Source organism: Chloroflexia bacterium SDU3-3, assembly GCA_009268125.1.
In the GTDB taxonomy this organism is placed as follows: Bacteria; Chloroflexota; Chloroflexia; order Chloroflexales; family Roseiflexaceae; genus SDU3-3.
Genome location: WBOU01000002.1, coordinates 145,988 through 167,776, shown reverse-complemented (window position 1 = coordinate 167,776; position 21,789 = coordinate 145,988). Strand labels below are relative to the sequence as shown.

Annotated in this window: 16 protein-coding genes and 2 tRNA genes; 6 read left to right on the top strand and 12 right to left on the bottom strand. The window is 68.1% G+C overall.

All coding sequences use genetic code 11. The features are described from left to right. The first annotated feature begins 34 nt into the window (after positions 1–34). Positions 35–1,054 carry a diphosphomevalonate decarboxylase gene (gene mvaD, locus F8S13_03600; protein KAB8144927.1) on the top strand — a complete coding sequence of 340 codons (1,020 nt, stop codon included), beginning with the start codon at positions 35–37 and terminating at the stop codon, positions 1,052–1,054. On the opposite strand, the gene F8S13_03595 is transcribed toward mvaD, so the two are convergent. Together F8S13_03595 and F8S13_03590 are read right to left on the bottom strand one after the other, a co-directional pair. Next, positions 1,051–1,401 carry a DUF952 domain-containing protein gene (locus tag F8S13_03595; protein ID KAB8144926.1) on the bottom strand — a complete coding sequence of 117 codons (351 nt, stop codon included), beginning with the start codon at positions 1,399–1,401 and terminating at the stop codon, positions 1,051–1,053. The genes mvaD and F8S13_03595 overlap by 4 nt on opposite strands. Before the next feature lie 55 nt (positions 1,402–1,456). After that, entirely contained in the window at positions 1,457–3,412 is a 1,956-nt protein-coding gene (locus tag F8S13_03590) for a phospholipid carrier-dependent glycosyltransferase (protein KAB8144925.1), read from the bottom strand. 632 nt (positions 3,413–4,044) lie between these two features. Between F8S13_03590 and F8S13_03585 the strand changes: the two genes are divergently transcribed. Next, the gene (locus tag F8S13_03585; GenBank protein KAB8144924.1) at positions 4,045–5,538 is read left to right on the top strand and encodes a hypothetical protein; all 1,494 of its coding nucleotides are present in this window, start codon (positions 4,045–4,047) and stop codon (positions 5,536–5,538) included. A gap of 56 nt (positions 5,539–5,594) precedes the next feature. On the opposite strand, the gene F8S13_03580 is transcribed toward F8S13_03585, so the two are convergent. After that, on the bottom strand, positions 5,595–8,186 hold the full coding sequence (locus tag F8S13_03580; protein ID KAB8144923.1) for a protein kinase: 2,592 nt from the start codon (positions 8,184–8,186) through the stop codon (positions 5,595–5,597). 257 nt (positions 8,187–8,443) lie between these two features. On the opposite strand from F8S13_03580, the gene F8S13_03575 reads away from it, so the two are divergent. After that, positions 8,444–8,519, top strand: a tRNA-Ala gene (locus F8S13_03575). Positions 8,520–8,535: 16 nt separating this feature from the next. Continuing rightward, positions 8,536–8,611: transfer RNA gene (locus F8S13_03570), tRNA-Ala, on the top strand. Between the two features lie 33 nt (positions 8,612–8,644). Here F8S13_03570 and F8S13_03565 read toward each other — a convergent pair. The 4 genes from F8S13_03565 to F8S13_03550 all read right to left on the bottom strand — a co-directional run bounded on the left by F8S13_03565 (position 8,645) and on the right by F8S13_03550 (position 14,798). Then, positions 8,645–10,393, bottom strand: a complete 1,749-nt coding sequence (locus F8S13_03565; protein ID KAB8144922.1) for a DUF2357 domain-containing protein — start codon at positions 10,391–10,393, stop codon at positions 8,645–8,647. Further along, the gene (locus tag F8S13_03560; GenBank protein KAB8144921.1) at positions 10,275–11,381 is read right to left on the bottom strand and encodes an N-acetylmuramoyl-L-alanine amidase; all 1,107 of its coding nucleotides are present in this window, start codon (positions 11,379–11,381) and stop codon (positions 10,275–10,277) included. The genes F8S13_03565 and F8S13_03560 overlap by 119 nt, the downstream gene beginning before the upstream one ends. A 162-nt stretch (positions 11,382–11,543) precedes the next feature. Beyond that, positions 11,544–12,359 (bottom strand): SAM-dependent chlorinase/fluorinase, encoded by an 816-nt coding sequence (locus F8S13_03555; GenBank protein KAB8144920.1) that lies wholly within the window; start codon positions 12,357–12,359, stop codon positions 11,544–11,546. Positions 12,360–13,049: 690 nt separating this feature from the next. Continuing rightward, the gene (locus F8S13_03550) at positions 13,050–14,798 is read right to left on the bottom strand and encodes a dynamin (GenBank protein ID KAB8144919.1); all 1,749 of its coding nucleotides are present in this window, start codon (positions 14,796–14,798) and stop codon (positions 13,050–13,052) included. A 221-nt stretch (positions 14,799–15,019) separates the two neighbouring features. On the opposite strand from F8S13_03550, the gene F8S13_03545 reads away from it, so the two are divergent. Both F8S13_03545 and F8S13_03540 read left to right on the top strand, forming a co-directional pair. Then, positions 15,020–15,223 (top strand): hypothetical protein, encoded by a 204-nt coding sequence (locus F8S13_03545; protein ID KAB8144918.1) that lies wholly within the window; start codon positions 15,020–15,022, stop codon positions 15,221–15,223. 185 nt (positions 15,224–15,408) lie between these two features. Then, the gene (locus F8S13_03540; protein KAB8144917.1) at positions 15,409–15,786 is read left to right on the top strand and encodes a response regulator; all 378 of its coding nucleotides are present in this window, start codon (positions 15,409–15,411) and stop codon (positions 15,784–15,786) included. Positions 15,787–15,840: 54 nt separating this feature from the next. On the opposite strand, the gene rlmD is transcribed toward F8S13_03540, so the two are convergent. From rlmD to F8S13_03515, 5 genes are all read right to left on the bottom strand, one after another. Then, on the bottom strand, positions 15,841–17,175 hold the full coding sequence (gene rlmD, locus F8S13_03535; GenBank protein ID KAB8145243.1) for a 23S rRNA (uracil(1939)-C(5))-methyltransferase RlmD: 1,335 nt from the start codon (positions 17,173–17,175) through the stop codon (positions 15,841–15,843). Positions 17,176–17,403: 228 nt separating this feature from the next. Next, positions 17,404–18,423: a glycosyltransferase family 2 protein gene (locus F8S13_03530; GenBank protein KAB8144916.1), complete on the bottom strand. Its 1,020-nt coding sequence runs from the start codon at positions 18,421–18,423 to the stop codon at positions 17,404–17,406. A gap of 27 nt (positions 18,424–18,450) precedes the next feature. Then, on the bottom strand, positions 18,451–19,224 hold the full coding sequence (locus tag F8S13_03525; GenBank protein ID KAB8144915.1) for a glycosyltransferase family 2 protein: 774 nt from the start codon (positions 19,222–19,224) through the stop codon (positions 18,451–18,453). Positions 19,225–19,228: 4 nt separating this feature from the next. Then, a complete protein-coding gene (locus tag F8S13_03520) occupies positions 19,229–20,173 on the bottom strand; it encodes a glycosyltransferase family 2 protein (protein KAB8144914.1) in 945 nt (314 codons plus the stop codon). A gap of 326 nt (positions 20,174–20,499) precedes the next feature. Next, on the bottom strand, positions 20,500–21,771 hold the full coding sequence (locus F8S13_03515) for a VWA domain-containing protein (protein KAB8144913.1): 1,272 nt from the start codon (positions 21,769–21,771) through the stop codon (positions 20,500–20,502). Between the last annotated feature and the right edge of the window lie 18 nt (positions 21,772–21,789).

The window sequence follows — 21,789 nt, the reverse complement described above, 5'->3', positions numbered from 1 at the left end:
CACCTCGACGGTGCATATTTTTGAAGGAAGAGACATGCAGGAACGCACGGCCACGGCCATCGCACCAGCGAATATCGCATTTATCAAGTACTGGGGCGTGCAGGACAGCGAGCGGATACTGCCCTACAACGGCTCGATCTCGCTGAACCTGGACAGCTGCCTGACGACCACAACCGTGAGCTTCGACCCCGCGCTGGAGGCCGACGAGGTGACGCTGACGCTGTACGGCCAGCAGCCGCAGGCCGCCAGCGGCGGGCCGCTGGGCCGCGTGGTGCGCCACCTGGACAGGCTGCGCGCCCTGGCGGGGGTGCAGACGCGGGCGCGGGTGATGTCGGAGAACAACTTCCCCTCGGATGCGGGCATCGCTTCCTCGGCGGCGGCGTTCGCGGCGCTGACCCTGGCGGGCGCGGCGGCGCTGGGGCTGGATGTGGGCGAGGCCGAGCTGTCGCGGCTGGCGCGGCTCAGCGGCTCTGGCTCGGCCTCGCGCTCCATCCCCACGGGCTACGCCGAGTGGCTGGTGCCCGAGGGGCCGTTCGACGCCGAGGCGTGGGACCGCGACTCCTACGCGGTGAGCCTGGCCCCCGCCGAGCACTGGGCGCTGGCCGATGTGGTGGCGGTGGTGGATGCGGGCGCGAAGAAGATCGGCAGCGCCGAGAACCACCGCCTGGCCGTGACCAGCGCGTACTTTGCGGTGCGGCTGGCCGAGATCCCCGCGCGCCTTGCGGCCACCCGCCAGGCGATCGAGCGGCGCGACCTGCGGCTGCTGGGCGAGACCATGGAGGCCGATGCGGTGTCGATGCACGCGGTCTGCATGACATCCAGCCCGGCCTCGTTCTACTGGAGCGCGGGCACCATGCAGGTAATCCACGCCGTGCGCGGCTGGCGCGACGAGGGCCTGCTGGCCTACTTCACCATCGACGCTGGCCCGAACGTGCACGTGATCTGCGCCGAGGCCGACCGCGCCGAGGTGCAGCGGCGGCTGGATGCGCTGCCGCTGGTGCAGTTCACCATCGCCAACGGCGGCGGCGCGGGGGCGCGGCTAGTGTCGCGCTAGCCCGCCACAATGCCGATGAAGTCGCCGCTGGTGTCGCGCAGCATCAGGCGCTCGGCCACCACGGCGGCGCGGTTGATCGGGCCATAGATGTGTGGAAACTCCGCCGCGAGATGATCTGCCGACCGCTCCCAGCGCACGGGGGCGGCCAGCAGATCAGCCTCGATCACTAGCAGCACAAAGTCGCCCGGCTGGGCGCGGTAGAAGCTGTTGGCCACCTGCAGCATCAGCTCCTCGCCGCGCGTGCAGTGGATGAAGCCGTCGGCGGCGTACTCGGCGGGCAGGTAGTCCTGGCCCTGCGGCCATGTGCGCCAGCGCTCCGCTGGGGCCATGTGGAAGATCTGCGCCATATCGCTCCTCTTTTCTCCTGATCAGAAATATTAATCACCTAGGTCGTGCATACAGCTAGCGCGAAAGCTCAAGCTGGGCATCCTCACTCAGCCCGCGCGCATCCAGCAGCCAGCGACCCAGCGGCGCGAACGACACGCGGCCATCCGCCGCCTGCTGCAGCGCGCCATTCTCGAAGATCTGCACGCCATCCGCCAGCGGCCCGAGCGCGTCGCCCAGGCCGTAGCGCCGCTGCGCGTCGGCGAAGGCCGGGGCGGCGGCGCTGGGCTGCTCGGCCTGGCCGCGCGCGGCCAGCAGCCAGCGCCCGGCGGGCGCGAAGCGGGTGCGCCCTTTGTGCCGCAGCAGCACCAGCCGCTCGAAGTACTGCACGCGCCCCTCGCCGGTCTCCAGCGCATCGCTGAGCGGCTGGCCCAGCTCGGCAGCGCCGCCCATATCGCGCCAGAGGTCGAGGAAGGGCGGCTCGACCACGTGGCCGGTATCCCAGGCCAGCTCGAACTCGCCCGCGTAGCCTGGCTGCTGCAGGTCGAGCAGCAGCGCGTAGGGGCCGACCGGGATGCGGCGGAAGCTGCGCAGGTCGGCGGCCAGCTGCTCGCGCCGCTCGCTGAGCCATGGGTCGGTGATCAGCACATAGCGCACGCCCAGATCCGGCCCAAGCGAGGCCAGGCCGCCAGGGACGATCACGCCGGGGTCAAGCCGCCAGCCCTTGCGCTGGGCGTAGTAGAGCAGCTCGGAGACGGCGGGCGAGATCAGGCCCACGCGCTCGCCCTGCGGCAGGGCCGCATCTAGCCGCCGCCCCAACTGGCCGTAGAGGTCGGCGGTGCGGTACATGGGCGCGATGCGCGTGGCCGAGAGCGCCACCACGGCGGCCAGCACCGCCATCGGCAGCGCCAGTGCGGCCACACGCCAGCGACTGGCCAGCCAGCGCTGGGCCGCATCCAGCCCCAGCGCGGCCAGCCAGGCCAGCGGCGGGGCCAGCGGCAGCACATAGTATTCCTGCCCAATCACGCCCGCCGCGCCCACCAGCAGGAAGAGCGCGACGCCCGCCAGCCAGGCCAGCGGCAGCGTCGCCGCCCAGCGCCTAGCCCGCAGGGAGGCCAGCGCGCCCGCAGCAGCCAGCGCCGCACCCGCCCAGGTCGCCACATCCTCCACTGCCCAGCGCATCACGGTTATGTAGAATTGCGGATCGGCCAGCAACGCGCGGTCGAACAGCTTCTCGCCAATGCCGAACGAAAAGCGCGCATCGGCGGGCAGCGTGGCGGCGTAGCGGGTCCACAGCAGCGCGGGCGCGGCAAAGCACAGGCCATAGAGCAGCAGCTGGGGCCAGCGCCGCCACGGGCGGGCATCCAGCGCCAGCGCAGCCAGCGGCGCGGCCAGGATGACGAGGTTGGGAGTCTTGGCCAGGGGCGCAAGCGCGGCCAGCGCCAGGGCCAGGGCAAACCGCGCGGGGGATGGATCGCGCACCCAGCGGCAGAAAGCCCACAGCGCCAGCGTGGCCAGCAGCAGCATCAGCGAGTCGGGCATGACGGTGCGGCCAAAGTACACCGGGAAGGGCAGCACGCACATGGCCAGCGCGGCGTAGAGCGCCACGCGGCGCGGCCCGCCCGCCGCCATCACCAGCGCGTACAGCGCCAGCGGCGTGAGCGCGCTGATCAGCGCGGTGAGCAGCCGCCCCAGCCAGGCGTGGGGGCCGAACGCGCCGAACAGCAGCGCCAGCGCGCCAGTGTAGAGCGGAAACTCGCTCTCAACATAGCCCTCAGTGGTGCCGCCCCAGTCGATCTGCGGGTGCGAGAACTGGTAGTGCGAGGCCACAAAGTTGCGGGCGATCGCCGCCGTGTCGGCCTGCCGCCACGAGTGGGTGTCGAGCAGCGGCGAGAGCAGGCCGTAGCAGCGCAGCGCGAGGGCCAGGGCGAAGATCAGCAGCAGGTGGTGGCGGCGCACGGTTGCTCCATGGAAACGCGGCGGAAACTTTGGGCGATTGTACCACACCCAAAGGTAGTGCAAAATCAACCGCACGTAAAAGGTTGACTATTAACGCTCTTTTTGACCTTATTACACGATAAAGCTCTTGCAATCGGTATCGCACATGCTATAATCCAAACATCTCCTTCTCCTCTCTTCTCTTGTTCGAAGGGAACTGGTTCACACCAGTTCCCTTCGGACTTTTTTAACGCCTTTTTTCATATCATTACTACCAATTACCATTGCTACGATGATATAGACCACTGTTTAGCTATTTTCTTCTTTGTTTTCCCAAAAAACTCAACCGTAAAAGAGAATCTGCTCGTTAAGCGCGAGCGCCACAGCCTCGCAACCGAAAAACAGGCTTCAAAAACACACGGCCAGCGATTTTAGATCTACAGGATCTATCATGTTCTGCAACCACTAGGCTGGGGAAAGCGGCGATGCAGGTTGCCCATTGCCGACATGCTCGGCAGTATGCCGCTCTGCGCGACCGGTTGGCTTCGTGCCTTCGAATCTTTGTGATATTCGCTCTTTTGCGTGCCCTCGGTGTCTTGGTGGTAAACATCGTTGGTGTGTCGAGAACTCATAGGCCCTGCTTGGTACCAGAGCGCCTATTGCGCAAGAAAATCTGGCGATGTATGATCAGGCCCACGTGCGACATCGCCTAGTAGAAGGAGAACTCGATGGCGTCGCGAACCCCAGGAGGCCGTGGAGGAAGCATCCCGCTGACCAAAGATATGAAGCTGCGCCTTGGCAACCAGTGGAGCGCCAGGGCCACCGTGGCCAAGCCGGGCGACGCCGTGCTGAGCGCGGGCGGCGCGGGGGCAGGCCCAGCCGACGCGCTGGGCCTGTTCGAGCCAGCCGCGCCCGCCGTCATCCTGCACGATGCCGCCGCCACGCCCTCGGCGGTGCTCGGCCAGCCCACCCAGGGCGCGCTTGAGTTCCTGCCCGACGAGCGCGCCGCCTACGTGCTGATGCAGACGGTCGAGACCGCCGACGGCCTGATCTACGATTTCACGCTGCCCCAGCAGCCTGCGGGCGACGATGGCGCGGTGCTGGGCGGCCCCGAGACACTCACCTTCCCGATCAACCCGGTGGCGCTCGCGGGGCCGGGCGGCGATAGCGCGGTGCTGGGCGTGGGCGAGATCATCGGTGGTGTTGTGGGCAGCGAGCTGGGCGGGGCGATCGTAAAGCGGGCCGTGCAGGTGCTGAAAAGCCCCTTCGACAGCGCCCTGCACGAGAGCATCCGCAGGGCCGAGGGCGAGCCGTGGGCCGGGGTGCTGTGGGATCCCGCCCAGAGCTTCGCGCCCATCCAGGGCTTCGAGGGCTGGCGCATGCTGCTCAAGCCCGGGCAGCCGCACCGCGTGCTGCTGTTCATCCACGGCTTCGGCAGCATGCTGGGCGGCCCGGGCACCAACGAGTGGTTCACCCAGCTGGGCCAGCAGTACGATGCGATCATCGGCTACGACCACCCGACGATCTGGTGCGACCCCGAGCACAACGCCCGCGAGCTGCTGGCCATGATCCCTGACGACCTGGAGCTGTCGGTGGATGTGGTGGCCCACAGCCGAGGCGGGCTGGTGGCGCGCAGCCTGGTGGAGCTGATCGAGCCGCAGCCCAAGCTGAACATCCGCAGGCTGATCACCAATGGCACCCCGCACGGCGGCACGCGCCTGGCCGACCCCGAGCGCTGGGATCGGCTGGTGTCGCTGGGCATGACGGCGGCCAGCGTGCTGGCCGCGCCCGCCGGCGGGCTGGTGTGGGTACCGCGCATCCTTGAGCTGGTGCTGAAGGCCGCATCGCAGGTGGTCTTCGACCTGCCGGGCATTGGCGCGATGACGCCCGACGGCGAGTTCATCACCAAGCTGAACGCGGCAGCGCGCGAGGGCAGCATCATCGCGCAGGCCCAGGACCGGGTGCGCTACAGCGTGATCAGCTCGCGCTACACCAGCGGCGGCCTAGCCAGCCCCACCATGCAGCAGGCGCTCGCCAGCTTCGCCGCCCAGACCTTCTTCGACAAGCCAAACGATCTGGTGGTGCCCACCGAGAGCATGTCGCGGCTGGATGACACCGGGCTGGTGCCGCGCAGCCGCCGACTGCAGCTGGATAACGACCACTTCGGCTACTTCAGCTCGGGAAAGGCGATCGCCTTCATGGCGCAGCAGCTGGCCGACTAGCGCAGCGCGGGGTGGGGAAGCATTCCCCACCCCGCGCCAATCAGCTACAGACCAACCTACTTAAGCTCGTCGAGATCATACTGCGCCGTTGTACTTCCGGCATCCACCGCTGCCTGAAACACCACCTTCGCCTCATCGGGCTTCTCCAGCGCCACAAGCGTGCGGCCCTTGCCTAGCAGCGCGTCGCCATACTGCGCGTCGCGCTCCAGCGCCTGGTTGAAATCATCCAGGGCATCGTCATATTCGTTCAGGTGGTAGTTGGTCCAGCCGCGTGCATTCAGCGCGTACGGCTGGTTCTTCTTCAGCTCAAGTGCGCGATCGAGGGTATCGAGCGAATCGTGCAGCTTGGCATCATCCCCGATCAGCAAAGCAAGATCCTGCAGCGCCCAGCCAAGCCCCAGCTGCGCATCGAAGAAGCGGTCGTTCTTCTCAAGCACGCGGCGGAACTGCTGCTCGGCCTGGGTGTACTGATCCTTGCGGGCGGCATTATCGCTCAGGCTGCTGCCCAGATTGCGGTAGGCCCAGCCCAGCTCGCTCTGCACATCCAGGCGGTCGGGGGCCAGGCTAGCGGCCAGCCGTGCCTCGGCAACGGCGGCCTGGTAGTCGGGGGTGCTCAGCTCGGCCAGGGCGTAGCTCTTGCCCAGGTGGGCGTCGGCATCGTCGGAGCGCATCTGGATAGCCTGATCGAACAGCCGCACCGCCGCCTCGTAGTCCTTGGTATAGTAGGCGTTCCAGCCCAGGCCCACCTGCGCGTGCACATAGCCGTGATCGGCATCCAGCGCATCCTGGAAGGCCTGTCGCGCCTTATCGTGCTCACCCTGGGCGCTGTAGATATAGCCCAGCTCGGCGTGGAAGTAGGCTAGCTTGGGCTGAAGCTTCACCGCCTGCTCCAGCGCCTCGGAGGCCTTCGCCAGCTCGGCGCTGTCGTCGCTCAGCTCGTAGCTCTGGCGGTGGACGTGGGCCGTGGCGGCAAAGATCAGCGCGCGGTCGAGCGGGTCTTCGTTCGAGAGCTTCACATTGGCCAGATCCAGATCGTGGGCGGCCTTGGAAAACAGGTCGCGGTCGAAGCTGGCGGCCCCGCGGTCGGCGTTGATCGAGGCCCGCACGGCGTAGGCCAGCGCGTAGCCGCTATCGTGGTCGATCGCCTGATCGATCGCCTCTAGGGCGTGCTGATACTCGCCGCGCTCGGCCTTGGCCATGGCCAGCACCACGCCGCCGAGCGGCGGGTACATGCCCTTGTCCGCGAAAGGCTCCGCAAGCCGCACCGCATCGGCATTCCGCCCGCTCAGCAGGTAGGTCAGCGCCAGATACTCTTTGGCCTCATCGAGATCGGGGTGGGCCGCCTGCAGCTGCTCAAGCGAGGCAATTGAGGCCTTCATATCGCCGCTGGTGGCCAGCATGCGCCGCGCATCATCGGCCTGCGAGATCTGGACGCCGTAGGTGTAGACTAGGTATGCGCCCCCGGCGGCGCCACCCAGCATCAGCACGCCCGCGATGGCGCAGCCGACGAGGCAGCCGCGCCAGCTGCGCTTGGGGCGGGCGGCGTGGTCGTGGGCGCCGGGCCGCTGGCCGACCGCGATCGTATCGCCCATGGTGGGCAGGGCCATGGTCGGGCCGGTGCTCGGCACCGCGTGCGGCGGCGCGTGGCGCGTGCGCCCCACGTGGGGCGGCGCAGCATGCGGTACACCCACGGGCGGCGTGGGCAGCGGCGTGGGCGTGGGCGCAACAGGACGCGTCAGGGGCATGGCCACCGTCGGGACAGTCTCGACGACAGGGGCGGGCGCATACTCGGCGGCGGCGGGCGGCGCGCTGTCCTCGGCGCGCTCGGCATCGCGCAGGGCCGACACCAGATCGCGGGCCGACGGGAAACGATCTTCGGGCTGGCGGCCCAGCGCGCGCAGGATGATCGCCTCGACCTCGGGCGAAAGCTCGGGGCGCAGCTGGCGGGGCGGGCGGGGCGGCTGGTAGAGCCGCGCCACCAGCACGCCCTGCGAGGTCTCGGCCTCAAACGGCATCTGGCCGGTCAGCATCTCGTAGATAATCACGCCCAGCGAGTAGAGATCGGATGCGGGGCCGATGTTGGTGCGGCCCTCGGCCTGCTCGGGCGACATGTAGGCGGGCGTGCCCATCACGGTGCCGGTCTGGGTCAGCAGCGAGGATGTCATCCCGCGCGCCAGGCCGAAGTCGGTGAGGTAGACCCAGCCGCCATCATCCAGCATCACATTCGAGGGCTTGATATCGCGGTGGATCACGCCGTTGCGGTGGGCGTAGTCGAGCGCGTCGGCGATCTGCTCAAGCACCACAATCGTATCTTCCAGCCGCATCGCACCCTGCACATCGATCAGGCTCTTGAGCGTCCTCCCCGAGACCAGCTTCATCGCGATATAGTGCAGGCTCTCCGACGAGCCAAAGGCGTAGATCGGCACAATGTGCGGGTGCTCCAGCGCGGCGGCGCTGTCGGCCTCTTGCCGGAAGCGGGCGATGTAGCTGGCATCGCGGCCAAACTCGGGCGGCAGCACCTTCAGCGCGACATAGCGGCTGGGCATCTGCTGGCGGGCGCGGTAGACCACCGCCATCCCGCCGCGCCCAAGCTCGCTCAGAATCTCAAAGCCGTCGATAGTCTGCCCTAGAAGGTTCAGGCTGGTCATGAATAAAGATCCTACTGTGATGAATGTTGGTCCACGCCCAAGAAGGCCTCATAAAACTATTATAGCAACTTTCGCAGCGTGCCCCTCTATCGGGTATAAACGATCAGGATGCGCTTATCAGCCTACGCCATAGGTCGCATGGTGCTATGACGTAGCCGCAGCGCAAACCGTTGCAGAGAACCCGCGCGGGCTGGAAGATCGGCGTTTTGGGCCAATTTGACAAAGGCATGGCCCTATGCTATACTAGCGCGCGTTGAGGGGGTGTAGCTCAGTTGGGAGAGCGCGACAATCGCACTGTCGAGGTCAGGAGTTCGAACCTCCTCACCTCCACCATCAACACACAATCTATGGGGTAGTAGCTCAGTTGGGAGAGCACGACACTGGCAGTGTCGGGGTCAGGAGTTCGAACCTCCTCTACTCCACCACACAAAACCTGCGCCGCAAGCGCAGGTTTTTTGCTACCCCTCGCCAAGCGCCTCGGCCAGCGCGCCCGCCAGATCGCCCAGCTGGCCAGGCAGCGCGGCCACCACGCCCACCCCGCTGGGGTACCGCTCGCTGGCCGCCCCAGGGTAGAGCAGCAGCGCGCGGCGCACCGCCCCCGCCCCGCCGTAGCCGATAGCCCCACGGTAGGCGTAGGCCTCGGCCAGGGCATCCTGGGGCACGCCGCGCCCGTCGTCATCCAGCCGATACTTGGCATCCAGCACCAGCACCTGCGGCGCGGCCCCGGCGCGCCAGACCTCGATGGCAAGGTCGGGCGTGCGGGTGTGGCGATCGAGCGAGCGCAGCCGCACTGCGCCCGCGCCGGGGCGATAGCGCGGCTGGTAGCGCAGGCGCAGCTCGGCGTCGCCGCGCGCGATCACCAGCAGCGGCGCGTCGGTGGCCAGTCCCACGGTGGCCAGCGCATCGCCATCGGCGGCGGGGCGCACCAGCCGCTGCGAGCGCACCTCGCCGCCTGCCGCCAGCAGTGCGGCGGCCACCTGCAGCGCGCACCACGACTCGTACAGCTGGGGCAGATCGGCGATCGGGATGCTGAGCAGCGGGCTTTGGAATGAAAACGCGGGCTGCTGGCGCAGGGCCTGCCACATCTGGTAGATCGTGCGGTAGCGTGGGTCGCGCTGCAGCAGCGCGGTGGGGCCGTGGAAGCTCGTCAGCGGGCCGACCGCATCCAGCAGCGGCAGGGCGCGCAAGCCGCGCAGGCTGCGCTCGGCGGCGGCGCTGGACTGGGCGATCTCGCGCAGGCGTGCGGCGCGGGCCGTGGGCAGCTGGCCCACGCGCTGCAGCCCGCCCTCGGCCAGGGCGTGGATCTGGCGCGTGCGCAGCAGCAGCAGGCCAAGCAGGTGGCCCAGCAGGCGGTGCTCGTAGATATCGAGCGTGGGGCTAGGGGCGGGCTGCTCGACCTCGCGCGGCAGCATGCCGCCGCCGGGGCGCAGCGCCTGCTGCAGGGTGTCGGCCACGCCGGGGGGCGCGGGGTCGAGCGCGCCCTCGGCCATGCGGGCCAGGGCGGCGGGATCCACCTGGCGGGCCAGGTCGAGCGGCCCGCGCTGGCCCTGGGGTGCCAGCAGCTCGTGCGGGCGCGCCGCCACCTGGCGCACGGCGCGCTCGAAGGCGGGCAGCTGGCCGAGGATGGCGGCATAGTAGGCGTCGAGCAGGCTCTCGGCGGGCTGGGGCTGGCCCGCCGCGCCCTCGGCGGCGCTGCCGCCCAGCGAGGCCACCAGCCCGTAGCCCACCTGCTGCAGGTCGTCGATCAGCGCGGCGTAGCGCTCCTGGTCGATCTTGCGCGGCTCGGCCCGCAGCACCCAAGTGCGCGCGCCGCCCGCGCCGCGCAGCGCCACGGTGTGCAGGCCAGCCGCCGCGCCGGGGTTCCAGCGCCAGCGCCAGTGCGCATCGCCGGGGCGCAGAAACGGCTCCAGCGCCAGCCCATCCACCGCCAGCTCTAGCGTGCCCTCGCCGGGCGGGGCGGCCACAAACTCCACCGGCTGGTGCTCGACCACCGGCGGCAGATCTTCCTCATCCAGCTGCAGCAAAATCTCGCGCATGGGGTACCTTTGCACAAAAGAGGCCCGGCGCAGTGCCGAGCCTCGGGGCGCGCTAGGTGTCGGATGCGGGCGGCGGCGTGGGCGCTGGGTCGGTGCTGTCCACCAGCTGGTCGCCGCGCACCCAGCCCACCACGTTGCCCGCGCCGCGCACCACCACCTGAAGCCAGCCATCGCGCTCCTGGAAGGGGAACAGCCGCGTGTTCGCGCTCGCCTCGTAGATCACCTTGGCCGTATCCGAGGGCGAGGCGCGCACCAGCACGCCATCCGCCGAGGCCGGGCGCTTGGTCTTGAACTCGGGCGGCTGCAGGGCCGCGAGGTCGTTGGCATTGCGCTCGTTCAGGTAGCGGATGATGCCATTGGCAATGCCCACCGCCACCCGATCCTGGCGGTTGACCATGAAGCTGCGGTCGGATGCATTGGTCAAGAAGCCCATCTCCAGGATGATCGCGGGCGTGGTCTTCGCCACCGCGTGGGTGTGGCGCATCCAGTTAAAGGCGAAGTAGCCGCGCATGTTCATGGTGATCGCGCCATCCTGCTTCAGCTTGGTGGCGGTGCCGTACTCGGCGATCATCGCCTCTAGCAGGTGCTGCGAGGCCGGGGATGCGCGCCACGGCGCGCTGGCCTTGTAGCCGCTGGGCTTGGTGCTGCTCGACCCATCGGCGTGGATGGCCACGAAGGCATCGGCCAGATAGCTGGGCGGCACCGTGGCGGGCAGCACATCCACCTCGATCCCACGGGTGCGCAGCATCTCGGCCACACGCTGGGCCACGGCCAGATTCAGGTCGACCTCGCGCACGCCCCCGGCGGATGTGCCGGTGGAAGTGCGCAGCCGCGCCAGCTCGTCGGGCAGCTCGCTGGACTTCCAGTGCCCCGCCTGCAGGCCGATGCGCACCCCGCTGCGCGGCTGCGCCGTGGGCTGGGCCGGGTCGGGGGTGGGCTGGGCCGAGGGGAAGGGCGTGATGGTGGGCGTGGGGGTGAGCGTGGCGGTGGGCGGGATGGGCGATGCGGTGAGGGTGGGCGGGAAGGCCAGCACCGACTGCGGCCCAGGCACGCCTGCCGAATCTATCAGCCCGGGGCTGTGCAGCATGCCCATAAAGAGGGTAAGCGGCAGAGCGGCTGCAAAAAGGGTATGGGTCAGACGAGGAGTTCGAAATGGCACGCCAGGTTCCTTGACATAGGGATAACGTTGGGGAACCAGTATACCATAGCCACGCGGGCCAGAAGATGAGAGCGAGAGGAAAAATAGTGCTACATCACACCGTAGATTGACAGCAGTTGTCGGGCGGCACCATTGCCGCAGCCGACTAGCCCATGTGCCCAACTACGCAGGCCAGACCTTCACATTATCGCCCACGCCCACGCCCAGCAGATGCGCCGCGCTGCCGTTGCGCACCGACAGCTCCAGCCTGCCGCTGCTGCCGAACAGCGCAATCAGCACGCCCACCTCGCCCTCGGCGTAGGTGTCGCAGATCTTGGTGATCCGCTCATCCAGGATCTCGATGGCGAACTTCTGGCCAAGGCCCGACTGCGCGATGTGCTGCGGGCAGATATTGGTGATGTAGTTGCCAAAGTGATCCACGTGGATGATCTGGCCCACCAGCGCGCCGCGCCAGTCCACCGATGGCTCATCGAGCTGGGCCTCGTGCAGGCCAGCCAGCTGCGGCCCCAGCTGCTCGACGCCCACGCCTCTGGAGAGGTGGGCGGCCACCGGGGCGAACACATCGCGCCCGTGGAAGGTACGACTCACATCGGGCAGCCAGAAGCGCGGCTCGGTGAGCGCATGTACCCGCACCTGCTCGGCACCCCAGCGCGCCAGGGCCTCGCGGTAGGCGTAGGTGAGCACGCCGTTGTCGGGGGCCACAAACGTGGCCTCGGGCGTCTGCAGCGCGATGGCCTGGCGCTCGCTGCCCACGCCAGGGTCCACCACGATCACATGCACCGTGCCCTGCGGGAAAAAGCGGTAGAACGTCTGCACCATATAGGCAGTCTGCTGGATGTTCTGCGGCCTGATCTCGTGGGTGATATCCACCATCTGCGCGGCGCGATTCACACCCAGAATCACACCTTTCATGATGCCAACATAGCTATCGGAGCTACCAAAATCGGTTGTGAGCGTCACGATCCCGCTTGGTTGCATGGTATAGGTCCCCCTCTCGTGCGGCTTTCCGTCGCCGAGAAGATGATACCATGAAGCAGGCAACGCGCTCAGCAGAGCGTTCTTACCACCAAGACACCAAGGAAACAAAAACCACGAAGACACGATAGGTGCTGCCACGCCACCCATGTCATCATCACCCTATGGGCGGGCCTTGGGCCATCCCGCGCCGGAGGCACCGGCATCATCGGATACCGTGCGATGAACGATCGCACGCATCGCCATGCGCCGCAGGCATCGGATTTCGAATCCGATGCCTGCGGCGCATGGCGATGGGGCGGGCACAAGACCCGCCCCTACACTCGTGGGAACGCATTGCCACCATTGTGTGGGGTGTCAATGACAGCAATGGTCACAATACCCCCTCTCACCCGGCCCATGCGGCGAAGGTGCCAATAATGTTTTGATGGCCATATGCACGAACATTAGCCGCCAGGAAACGACATAGGAACGCCGAACATTGGGGGTTTCGAAGGGGCTGACACCCCCTCGCGGGGTTCCTAGGGGCTGGCCCCTAGGCGCCGCCCGCGTAGGGCATCCACCCACCAACCACCTACCACCGCCAACGCTTATGGAAAAAGCCCAGCCCCGCTCATAAACATGACACCATGTGCGGGCTAGCCCCGAGGAGCCGCACGCGCAGGGCACCCGGATCGCCCCAGTCCGCTGGGCCTATTTCAGCTTGGCGCGGATGCGGCCCAGCTCCACATCCACATCGGAAAGCTCGCGCTGGGTGTTGAGCAGCTGCTCGCGCTGGCTGCGGATGAAGCGCGTGTAGGGCATGATCGCCTCGCGCAGCCGCTCGATCATCTTGTCCAGCTCGCTATCGAACTGGGCCTGCATGGTCTCGTGGATGCGCTCGCGCAGCTCACCGATCTTCTCGTGGAACTGCTGCTTGACCTGGCGGCGCTTGGTGGGGATAACGAAGATACCAACCACACCAACGATACCAGCGGCAAACACGCCGGTAAAATCGAGCAGCGCCCCATGGAGCACCGCGATCAGCAACGCGCCTAAGCCAATAGCCCCCACCTCGACCAGGGCAGTGGCGGCCAGCGCACCGCGCACGCCATCCTCCAGCGCGGCGGCCTCGGCCTGGCTATCGTAGCTGTTCACCACCTGCTGGGTGCGGGTGGCCACCGCATCCAGCAGCGCCGCGCGGTTGTACTCGAAGCTGCCGCCCACCTCGCCGATGATGTGCTCCTGATGGTGCGGCACGCGGTTGCGCTGCAGATAGTCCATCACCGACTGCCACAGCCGCAAGTTCTTCTCGATCATCCAGTCGATCAGCGCGTGCAGGCGCGCATCGATCTGCTGGGGCACATCGGCCAGCACCTCGTCCTCAAAGGCCTCGCGCACCTGCTCGGTGTGGATGAGCTGGCGGATGTTGGTGAGCCGCAGGGTCTCGTCGAAGAAGCTGTTGCCGCGCAGCTCTAGGTCGGCCAGGATCTTGTCGACCTCGGTCAGGTGGTAGCGAAAGTCGTTGGTCAGATCCTCGCGGAACAGCTCCAGCTGGCGCTCGATATTTTCCAGCGCGCCCACGTCGCCCTGCAGGGTGGCCAGCCGCCCCTCCACCACCTGCAGGTACTTGCTGCCCAGCCGCTGGGCCACGCCGATCGGCGAAAGCAGCTTGAGCCGGATGCGCTCCTCCTCATCCAGCTGGTCGATCACGTAGCGCTCGACGGCCTCGAAGCGGCTCGCGCCCCATGCGGCGGCGTCCTCGCTCTGGCGGCTGCGCTGGGCCAGCCGCGCCGAAATCGGGAAGATCTGCGGGGTCGCGCCCAGCAGGTCGCGGGCGTTCTCCTGGATGAATTCGATCACCTGGGCCAAGTCATCCGGCTCCAGCAGGTCGACCTTGTTCAGGATGATGATCACCTTCTTGCCCCACTCCTGGATGGTGGCCAGGAAGGCGCGCTCGCTCTCGGTGAAGGGGCGGTCGGCGGATGTGACGAACAGCACCAGATCGGAGCGGGGGATGAACTCGCGGGTCAGCTCCTCGTGGCGGCGCACGATCGCGTTGGTGCCGGGGGTGTCGACCAGCACGATCTGCTTGAGCACCTCGGCGGGGAAGCTGTACTCGGCCAAGAACTCGGAGAGCACCTGCTCGTGCGACTCGGGGCCGTAGCGCAGCAGCGTGATGCGGTCGGTGGTGGGGGTGACGCCCTCGCGCACGATCTTCTCGCCCACCAGCGCGTTGATGAAGCTGGACTTGCCCGAGTTGAACTCGCCCGCGATCACCAGCATGAACAGGCTTTCCAGCTGCTCGATGGTCTCATCCAGCGCGCGCGTGTCGCTGGGGGCCACGTCGGCCCCGAAGCGGGCCAGCGCACCATGCAGATCCACCAGCTGCGCCCGCACCTGGGCCAGCAGGGCATCCTGCTGCTCTGTGAGCAGCCGTTGTTTTTTCAGCAACCCGATCACCGCCACCTCCTCGCTTTGCTGCTCGATTCGAAACGAGAAAACATTGTCATCCGCCCGGCGGCAGCCCGCTACCCGATCTTCTTTGTGGGGCCGCGCGCCCGGCTGCCTAGGCCATCCAAGCGCGGTATCTCACCCAGCCGATCCAGGGGCCCACGGCCCTGACAGGCGCAGAGTCGGTCTTCTGCTCTGTCAAAAATAACGTTATAATAGGCCCACAAACGATGCGCTCCGTACTCGTCTGTGTCAGCCGCCTGCGCTGGCCAGCGGCCTGCGGCGGGCGGCCTGCCCCCGGCGGCCATGGCCCGGTGCGGCTGCCGTGCCCCTCGGGCAGCAAATCTTGGCGCATCCATACATGGCAGGCATTGCAGCGGCGCAATGTTCTGGGGCCACGCCACGCCTTCCGCCGCTACGACATGCGGCAGTAGACACCGCGCTGGTGTTCAGCGCCGACCAAACCGGCAGTTCGCCACATTGTAGCACCGCTCCACCGTGGCCGACTCTGGGCACGGCCGCAAACTAATGGCCCTGTATGTGCTGTAGCGCAAACGAAAGCAACTTCCATTCCATCCCGCCGGTGACACTGTAACACAACGCTGAAGCAAGGACATGTATGGGCACATATACAATGCTTGTCGTCGATGACGAGCCGGATATCCGCCAGCTCCTCCGGATCTTTTTTGAACGGCAGGGGTTCACCATCTACCTTGCCAACGATGGAAAAGCTGGCATCGATCTGGCCAAGCGTCATCAGCCCGATATTATCCTGATGGACATCCAGATGCCGTTTATGAGCGGCCTGGATGCGGTTCGCTATCTCCGCACCGATCCGAGCTTCGCGTCGACCCCCATCCTGGCGCTCACGGCCTACGCCCGCGTGAACGTGGCCGCCGACATCATCCGCGCCGGGTTCGACGAGGCGCTCTACAAGCCGATCGACTTCGGCATGCTGCACGCAACCGTGCAGGAGGCGATGCAGCGCAGGCGCTGAGCGCATTCCTGGCCTGCCGCCGATGCAGCCCGGCGGCAGGCCAGCGCGGCGGCGCTAGGCGCGGGTCAGCACCGTCACGCTCTCGATGTGGGGGGTCTGGGGGAAGAGGTCGACCGGCGTGACCTGCTCGACATGGTAGCCGCCCTCGACTAGGATCTTGAGGTCGCGGGCCAGGGTGCCGGGGTGGCACGAGACGTAGACCACCCGCGCCGGGGCGATGCGCAGCACCTGGGCCAGGGCCTGGGGGTGGCAGCCGCGCCGGGGCGGGTCGAGCACGAGCGCGTCGGCCTGCTCCTTGACAGTGGACAGCAGGCGCTCGGCGGTGCCCGCGAAGAAGCGCACGTTGGCCACGCCGTTGGCCTCGGCGCTGCGCTCGGCGTCGCGCACGGCCCCCTCGGCCTCCTCGATGCCGATCACGGCGGATGCGCGCCCGGCCAGCGGCAGCGCGAAGGTGCCGACACCGCAGTAGAGGTCGATCAGGCGCTCGCCGCCCTGCATGGCCAGGCCCTGGCGCACCAGCCGCAGCAGCACCTCGGCGGCGGCGCTGTTCACCTGGAAGAACGACTCGGGGCGCAGCAGGAACGAGATGCCGCCCACCTCCTCGGAAAGCTCGACGTTGCCCACCGCGCCGCCGGGCAGGCTGACCCCGGCCACCTGCGGGGCGCGCTGCATCCACAGCCGCGCCAGGGGCCGCAGGTCGCCGCGCCCGCGCAGGGCCGCCACGGCGTAGCCGTTGGCCTCGCTGGCCCGCAGCGCCACCTCCTCCACGCCGTCATCCTCATCGATCAGGCCGGCCAGTGCCTCCAGGGCGCGGCCAAGCGCGGGCAGCAGCAGCGGGTCGCCCGCGAAGTGCCGCAGCTCGCGGGTGCCCGCGTGGAAGTAGCCCAGCCGCCCGCCGCGCACATGCAGCCGCGCCGAGCTGCGGTAGCCCCATGGCTGCGAGGCGGGCACGATCTCGGCCACGGGCGCGTCGGCCAGGCCGCCGATCTTGGCCAGCTGCTCGGTCAGGATCTGGCGCTTGAAGCGCAGCTGGGCGGCGTGCTCGATGTGCTGCCAGGGCATGTGGTCGGCCTGAGGGTCGCGCGGGGCGATGCGCTCGGGCGCGGCCACCAGCACCTGGGACACCTCGCCGCGCGCGTAGGCCTCGCGGCGCTCGCGCAGACGCACCAGCACCTGCTCGCCGGGCAGGCCGCCCTCGACAAACACCACGCGGCCCTGCCACCGCCCCACGCCATCGCCGCCCTGCGCCATCGCGTCGATGGTTAGCTCTAGGGTCTCGGGCCATTCTGCTGCCATTGGTTCGCTCCTCTTCGGGTTTCGGGCTTTTATGCGCTGCGCCCTTGTAGGCGCAGCGGGCGAACGCCAGGTTCGCTCTTTTCGCTTGTACATATGCTCCACCACCACGGCGGATCGTTCCACCACCACGGCGGATCGTTCCACCACCACGGCGGATCGTTCCACCACCACGGCGGATCGTTCCACCACCATGGCGGATCGTTCCACCACCGGCCTCGCCCATCCAGCGAAGGTGCCTCACATAGGCGGCTGGCCATAATCCGCACGCAGCGACGAGGCCGCGCGGCACAAGGCTGGGCTGTTTTTTCCTATCGTTGCTGGCTAGCGTGGGCGCTGCGTGAAGGTCTCGGCCTCTGGCCCGGCCAGCAGGCCAGCCAGCACCTGGCGGTAGACGGCCACGCGCTGGGCGCGCAGCGGGCGCTTGTGGCCCAGCAGCCACTTGGCGGCCTCGGTGGCGAGCTGGGCGCTGTAGAGCGCCACCAGGGTGGCCCACAGCGGCAGGGCGTGGATGGGACCGAAGACCATGCGCACATAGCGCAGGCGGCTCTGCTGAAAGTGGATGAGGCGGCGGGCGGGCACCTGCTCGCTGCTCTTGCCCTCGTAGTGGGTAATCTGGGCGGCGGGGAGGTAGACCACGCGGCCCGCGCGGCGCAGGCGCAGCTGCCACTCTAGCTCCTCGGAGTACATGGCGAAGCCCGCATCCAGCAGGCCCGCGCGCTCCACCGCGCTGCGGCGCACCAGCAGCGCCGCGCCCACCAGCCAGTCGACATCCTGCTCGGCGTCGTCGGGCGTACCCTCCATACGGTAGCGGGCGGCCCAGCGGTTGTGGGGGAAAAGCTGCTCCAGCGGCGTGCTCTCCAGAAAGAACACGCCCGCGTCGGGGAAGCGGCGGCGGGAGGGCTGGGTCGAGCCGTCGGGGTTGAGCAGGCGCGGGCCGACGGCGGCCACATCGGGGTGGGCCTGGATATAGCGCACCAGCTGGGGCAGGGCATCGGCCAGCGGCTCGGTGTCGGGGTTGAGCAGCAGCAGCCACTGCGGCTGGCCGGGCTGTGCGTTCTCGGGCTGGATGGATAGCTCGGCGGGCAGCGGCATGCCCAGCAGCCAGCGCAGCGCCAGGTTGTTGCCGCCCGCGAAGCCCAGGTTGCGCCCCGGCTCGATCAGCACCACGTCGGGGTGCTCGGCGCGCAGCATGGCAGGCGTGCCATCGTGCGAGGCGTTATCCACCACCACCACGCGGTAGGGCAGCCCCGCGCCGGCTAGCGAGCTATGCACGTGCTCGATGCAGCGCTGCAGCAGATCGCGGGTATTCCACGAAACAATGATGATCGCAAGCTCGCTCATAGGGGTGCTTCTTTCGGCAGAACGGGGCTAGCCGCGCAGGATGCGCTGGAGGCCGCGCAGATGGGCAAACTTCACCAGCTCGAAGTAGGCCAGGCTGCCGCACAGGGCCAGGCCCAGCCAGCCATCGCGCCAGCCGCCCAGCCGCAGGTAGCGCCGCACCAGCTCGCGGGCGGGCGCGCCCACGAAGTTACGCCAGCGCGCCCGCCGCCCGGCGCGGTAGAGCGACTGGGCCTCGTGGATGGCGTAGGATGTCTGCTTGCGCCAGAACTCGTCGGCGCGCTCGATGTTGATATGCAGCAGGTGGCCATGCAGAAAGGCGGCCTCGCCAGCCAGCTGGGCGTACTCGTGCACGTGCATGTCGGTGTCGTAGCGGGCCTGGGCGCGGCGCAGCAGGCGCAGCTGGTGGTCGGGGTACCAGCCGCCGCCGCGCACCACGCGGCCAAAGAACTGGTTGTGGCGCGGCAGCCAGTAGCCCGCCACGGCGGGGCTGGACTGCCCGCCCGGCCCCACCATGGCCAAGATCTCCGCCGCCAGCTCGGGGCTGACGCGCTCGTCGGCATCCAGGAACAGCACCCACTCGCTGCGGCACAGGTCGAGCGCACGGTTGCGCTGGGCCGCGAAGCCGCGCCACGGCTCGACGGCCACGGTGGCACCGGCGGCAATGGCGATGGCGGCGGTGTCGTCGGCTGTGCGGTCGTCGAGCAGCACCAGCAGCTCGTCGGCCAGGGCGGCCACGCTGGCCAGGGCCGCGCCGATGTGGCGGGCCTCGTCGCGGGCGATGATAGCGACGGCGATGCTCATGGGGCTACCTCAGCTGGGCGATGCGCCCGCAGGTGTAGAGGCGCTCGCGCAGGTCGCGGCGCGAGATCTGGCGGCGGGCGAAGGCGGCCCATGCCAGCAGGGCGGCGCGCAGCATGCCCACGCGCAGCAGGGCGCGGTGCGCGGCCAGGGCGCGGCGCGGGTAGCGCTTGCGGAACAGGCGCAGGCGGCTCTCCCACAGGGCGATCTGCATCTGCGAGCGCAGCTGCGAGGTGGATGCGCCGCCCACATGTGTCACCTGGGCCGCAGGCTGCTGCCAGATCGACCAGCCTGCCGCGCGGATGCGGTGGCACAGCTCCACCTCCTCGGCGTACATGAAGAAGTCCTCGTCGAAGCCGCCGACCTCGGCCAGGGCCTCGGCGCGCACCAGCATGCACGCGCCCAGCGGGTGGTCGATCGGGAAGGGCGCAGCGCCCGCGATCTCCTGGGCGTAGCGGCCATGCCACCACGAGCCGTAGAGCCGACCGGGCAGCGCCTCGCCGGGCGGGAAGAGATCGAGCGCGGTCAGGGAGAGCGTGGGGAAGCGGAAGGCGGCGTGCTGCAGCGAGCCATCGGGGTTGAGCAGGCGCGGGCCGACCACGCCCACGCGCGGGTGCTGGGCCAGAAAATCGGCCAGCGCCTCGATCGCGCCGGGGTGCACCACCGTGTCGGAGTTGAGCAGCAGCGCGGGGCCTGCGTGGGCGGGCTGGCCGCCGTAGAGCTGGCGGAGGCCCAGGTTGTTGGCCGCGCCGAAGCCCAGGTTGCGCCCCGGCTCGATCAGATCGACCTCGGAGAACTCGGCGCGCACCATGGCCTGCGAGCCATCGCGCGAGCCGTTGTCCACCACCAGGGTGCGCAGCGGCAGGCCGCACCCGCGCAGCGAGGCCAGGCACTCGCGCAGCAGGGCGCATGTGTTAAAAGAAACAATGATGACGCCGACAGTCTCTCGCATGCGGCCTAGTGTAGCATTCTCGCCCGAACTGCGCAACGCGGCGCGAAAAGGGCGACAGCGGGTGGAAGAAAACGACTGAGGGTAGGATGGGCGCAAGCTGTAAAAGAGGCGAGGATCACTCGTTCTTTCCACATTTTGTGGATAATGTGCATAACCCCGCTAGATATAGTTGCATCACGGGAAGAGCGGGGCACATGCGCAAGGCATGGGGACGGGGAAAATGACCAGGCAGGTCAGTAGCACGAAAGAGCGTAAAGATTAAGAGACATGGCCTATCTCTTAACCTTTACGCTCTTTTTTTCAGCGCGCCGAGAGCGCGGGCGTGGTTACGACTTCAGATCGTCAGGCACATCGCGGTCGCTCAGGCGCACCGTCTTGCGCGTGCCGAACTTCATGGTCTTCTGGCCCTCGCTGGAAATCTGGCCGGTCTGCTGCAGGTTGGTGATCTCCTGCTGCATGGTATTGGCCAGATCTAGCTCGCCCTGGCTGAGCAGGCGGGTGACGGCGCTCTGCAGCTTCTGGGTGGCCCCAGCCACATCGCCCGACTGCAGATCCTGCAGGGCGCGGGTCTGCAGCTTGAAGGCGCTGACCTTCTCGACGATGTTCATCACCTTGGGGTTGACCTGGGATGTCTGGGCTGGGTCCGCCGAGAAGCTGAGCATCACATCGCTGCGGGTGCGCTCGGAGCGTACGCCCATGGCCGGCACATCGTAGGTGGCCTCGATCTGGCCGATGCGATACTGCCCTGCTGGGCGCGGGTCCACCAGCAGCTCGACCAGCAGCGTGCGCCCGCCGCCAGTCTCCAGCTCGCCCAGCGGCACGCCGATATCGCGGTCGGAGATCGGGCGGTAGCCCAGGTTAGAGATCAGCGGGATGACCTGCCAGACCGCGCGGGGCGTGATGCCCTGCACGAAGCGCAGCGTCAGATTGGCGTTCTGCACCGCCGTGGCCTGGGCGCGCTGCACCGTATTCTGGAAGTACTCGGTGATCTTGTCGGGGTGGTCGATGTAGTCGGCGGTGCCGCCCGAGCGATTGGCCATATCGATCAGCAGATCCTCGTTCCAATCCTTGCCCACGCCCAGCGCAGTGATCGGCACGCCCATGCGGCCCGCGTCGTCGGCGCGCAGCAGGCACTCGCTCTCGTTCTCGGTCTGGCCGTCGGTCAGCAGCACCATGCGGCGGATGGCATTCGGCCCGGCGGCGCTGACCTCGCGCAGGCCGCGCTCGACGCCGGGGGCGATCTTGGTGCCGCCCGCGTCGCGGATGCGGGTGATGGCATCCTGGATGGCGCGGCGGTTGGTGACGTGGGTGGCGGGCACCAGCACATCCACGCGGTGGTCGAAGATCACGATCGAGAGCACATCCTGCTGATCGAGCGCATCGACGGCGCGGGCGGTGGCGCGGCGCACGCGGTCGATCTTCTCGCCCTTCATCGAGCCGCTGTGGTCGAGCACAAAAGCGACGCTCACCGGCATGCGCACCTGCGCCATCACGGCGGCGGGCTGCACATCCAGCAGCAGGTAGGCGACCTGCGGCGTATTCGTGACGGCGAGCTGCGGTCGCGCAAGCTCGGTTCGTAGCGTGACCTCCCCGGCCATAGCAACTCCTTGGAGGGT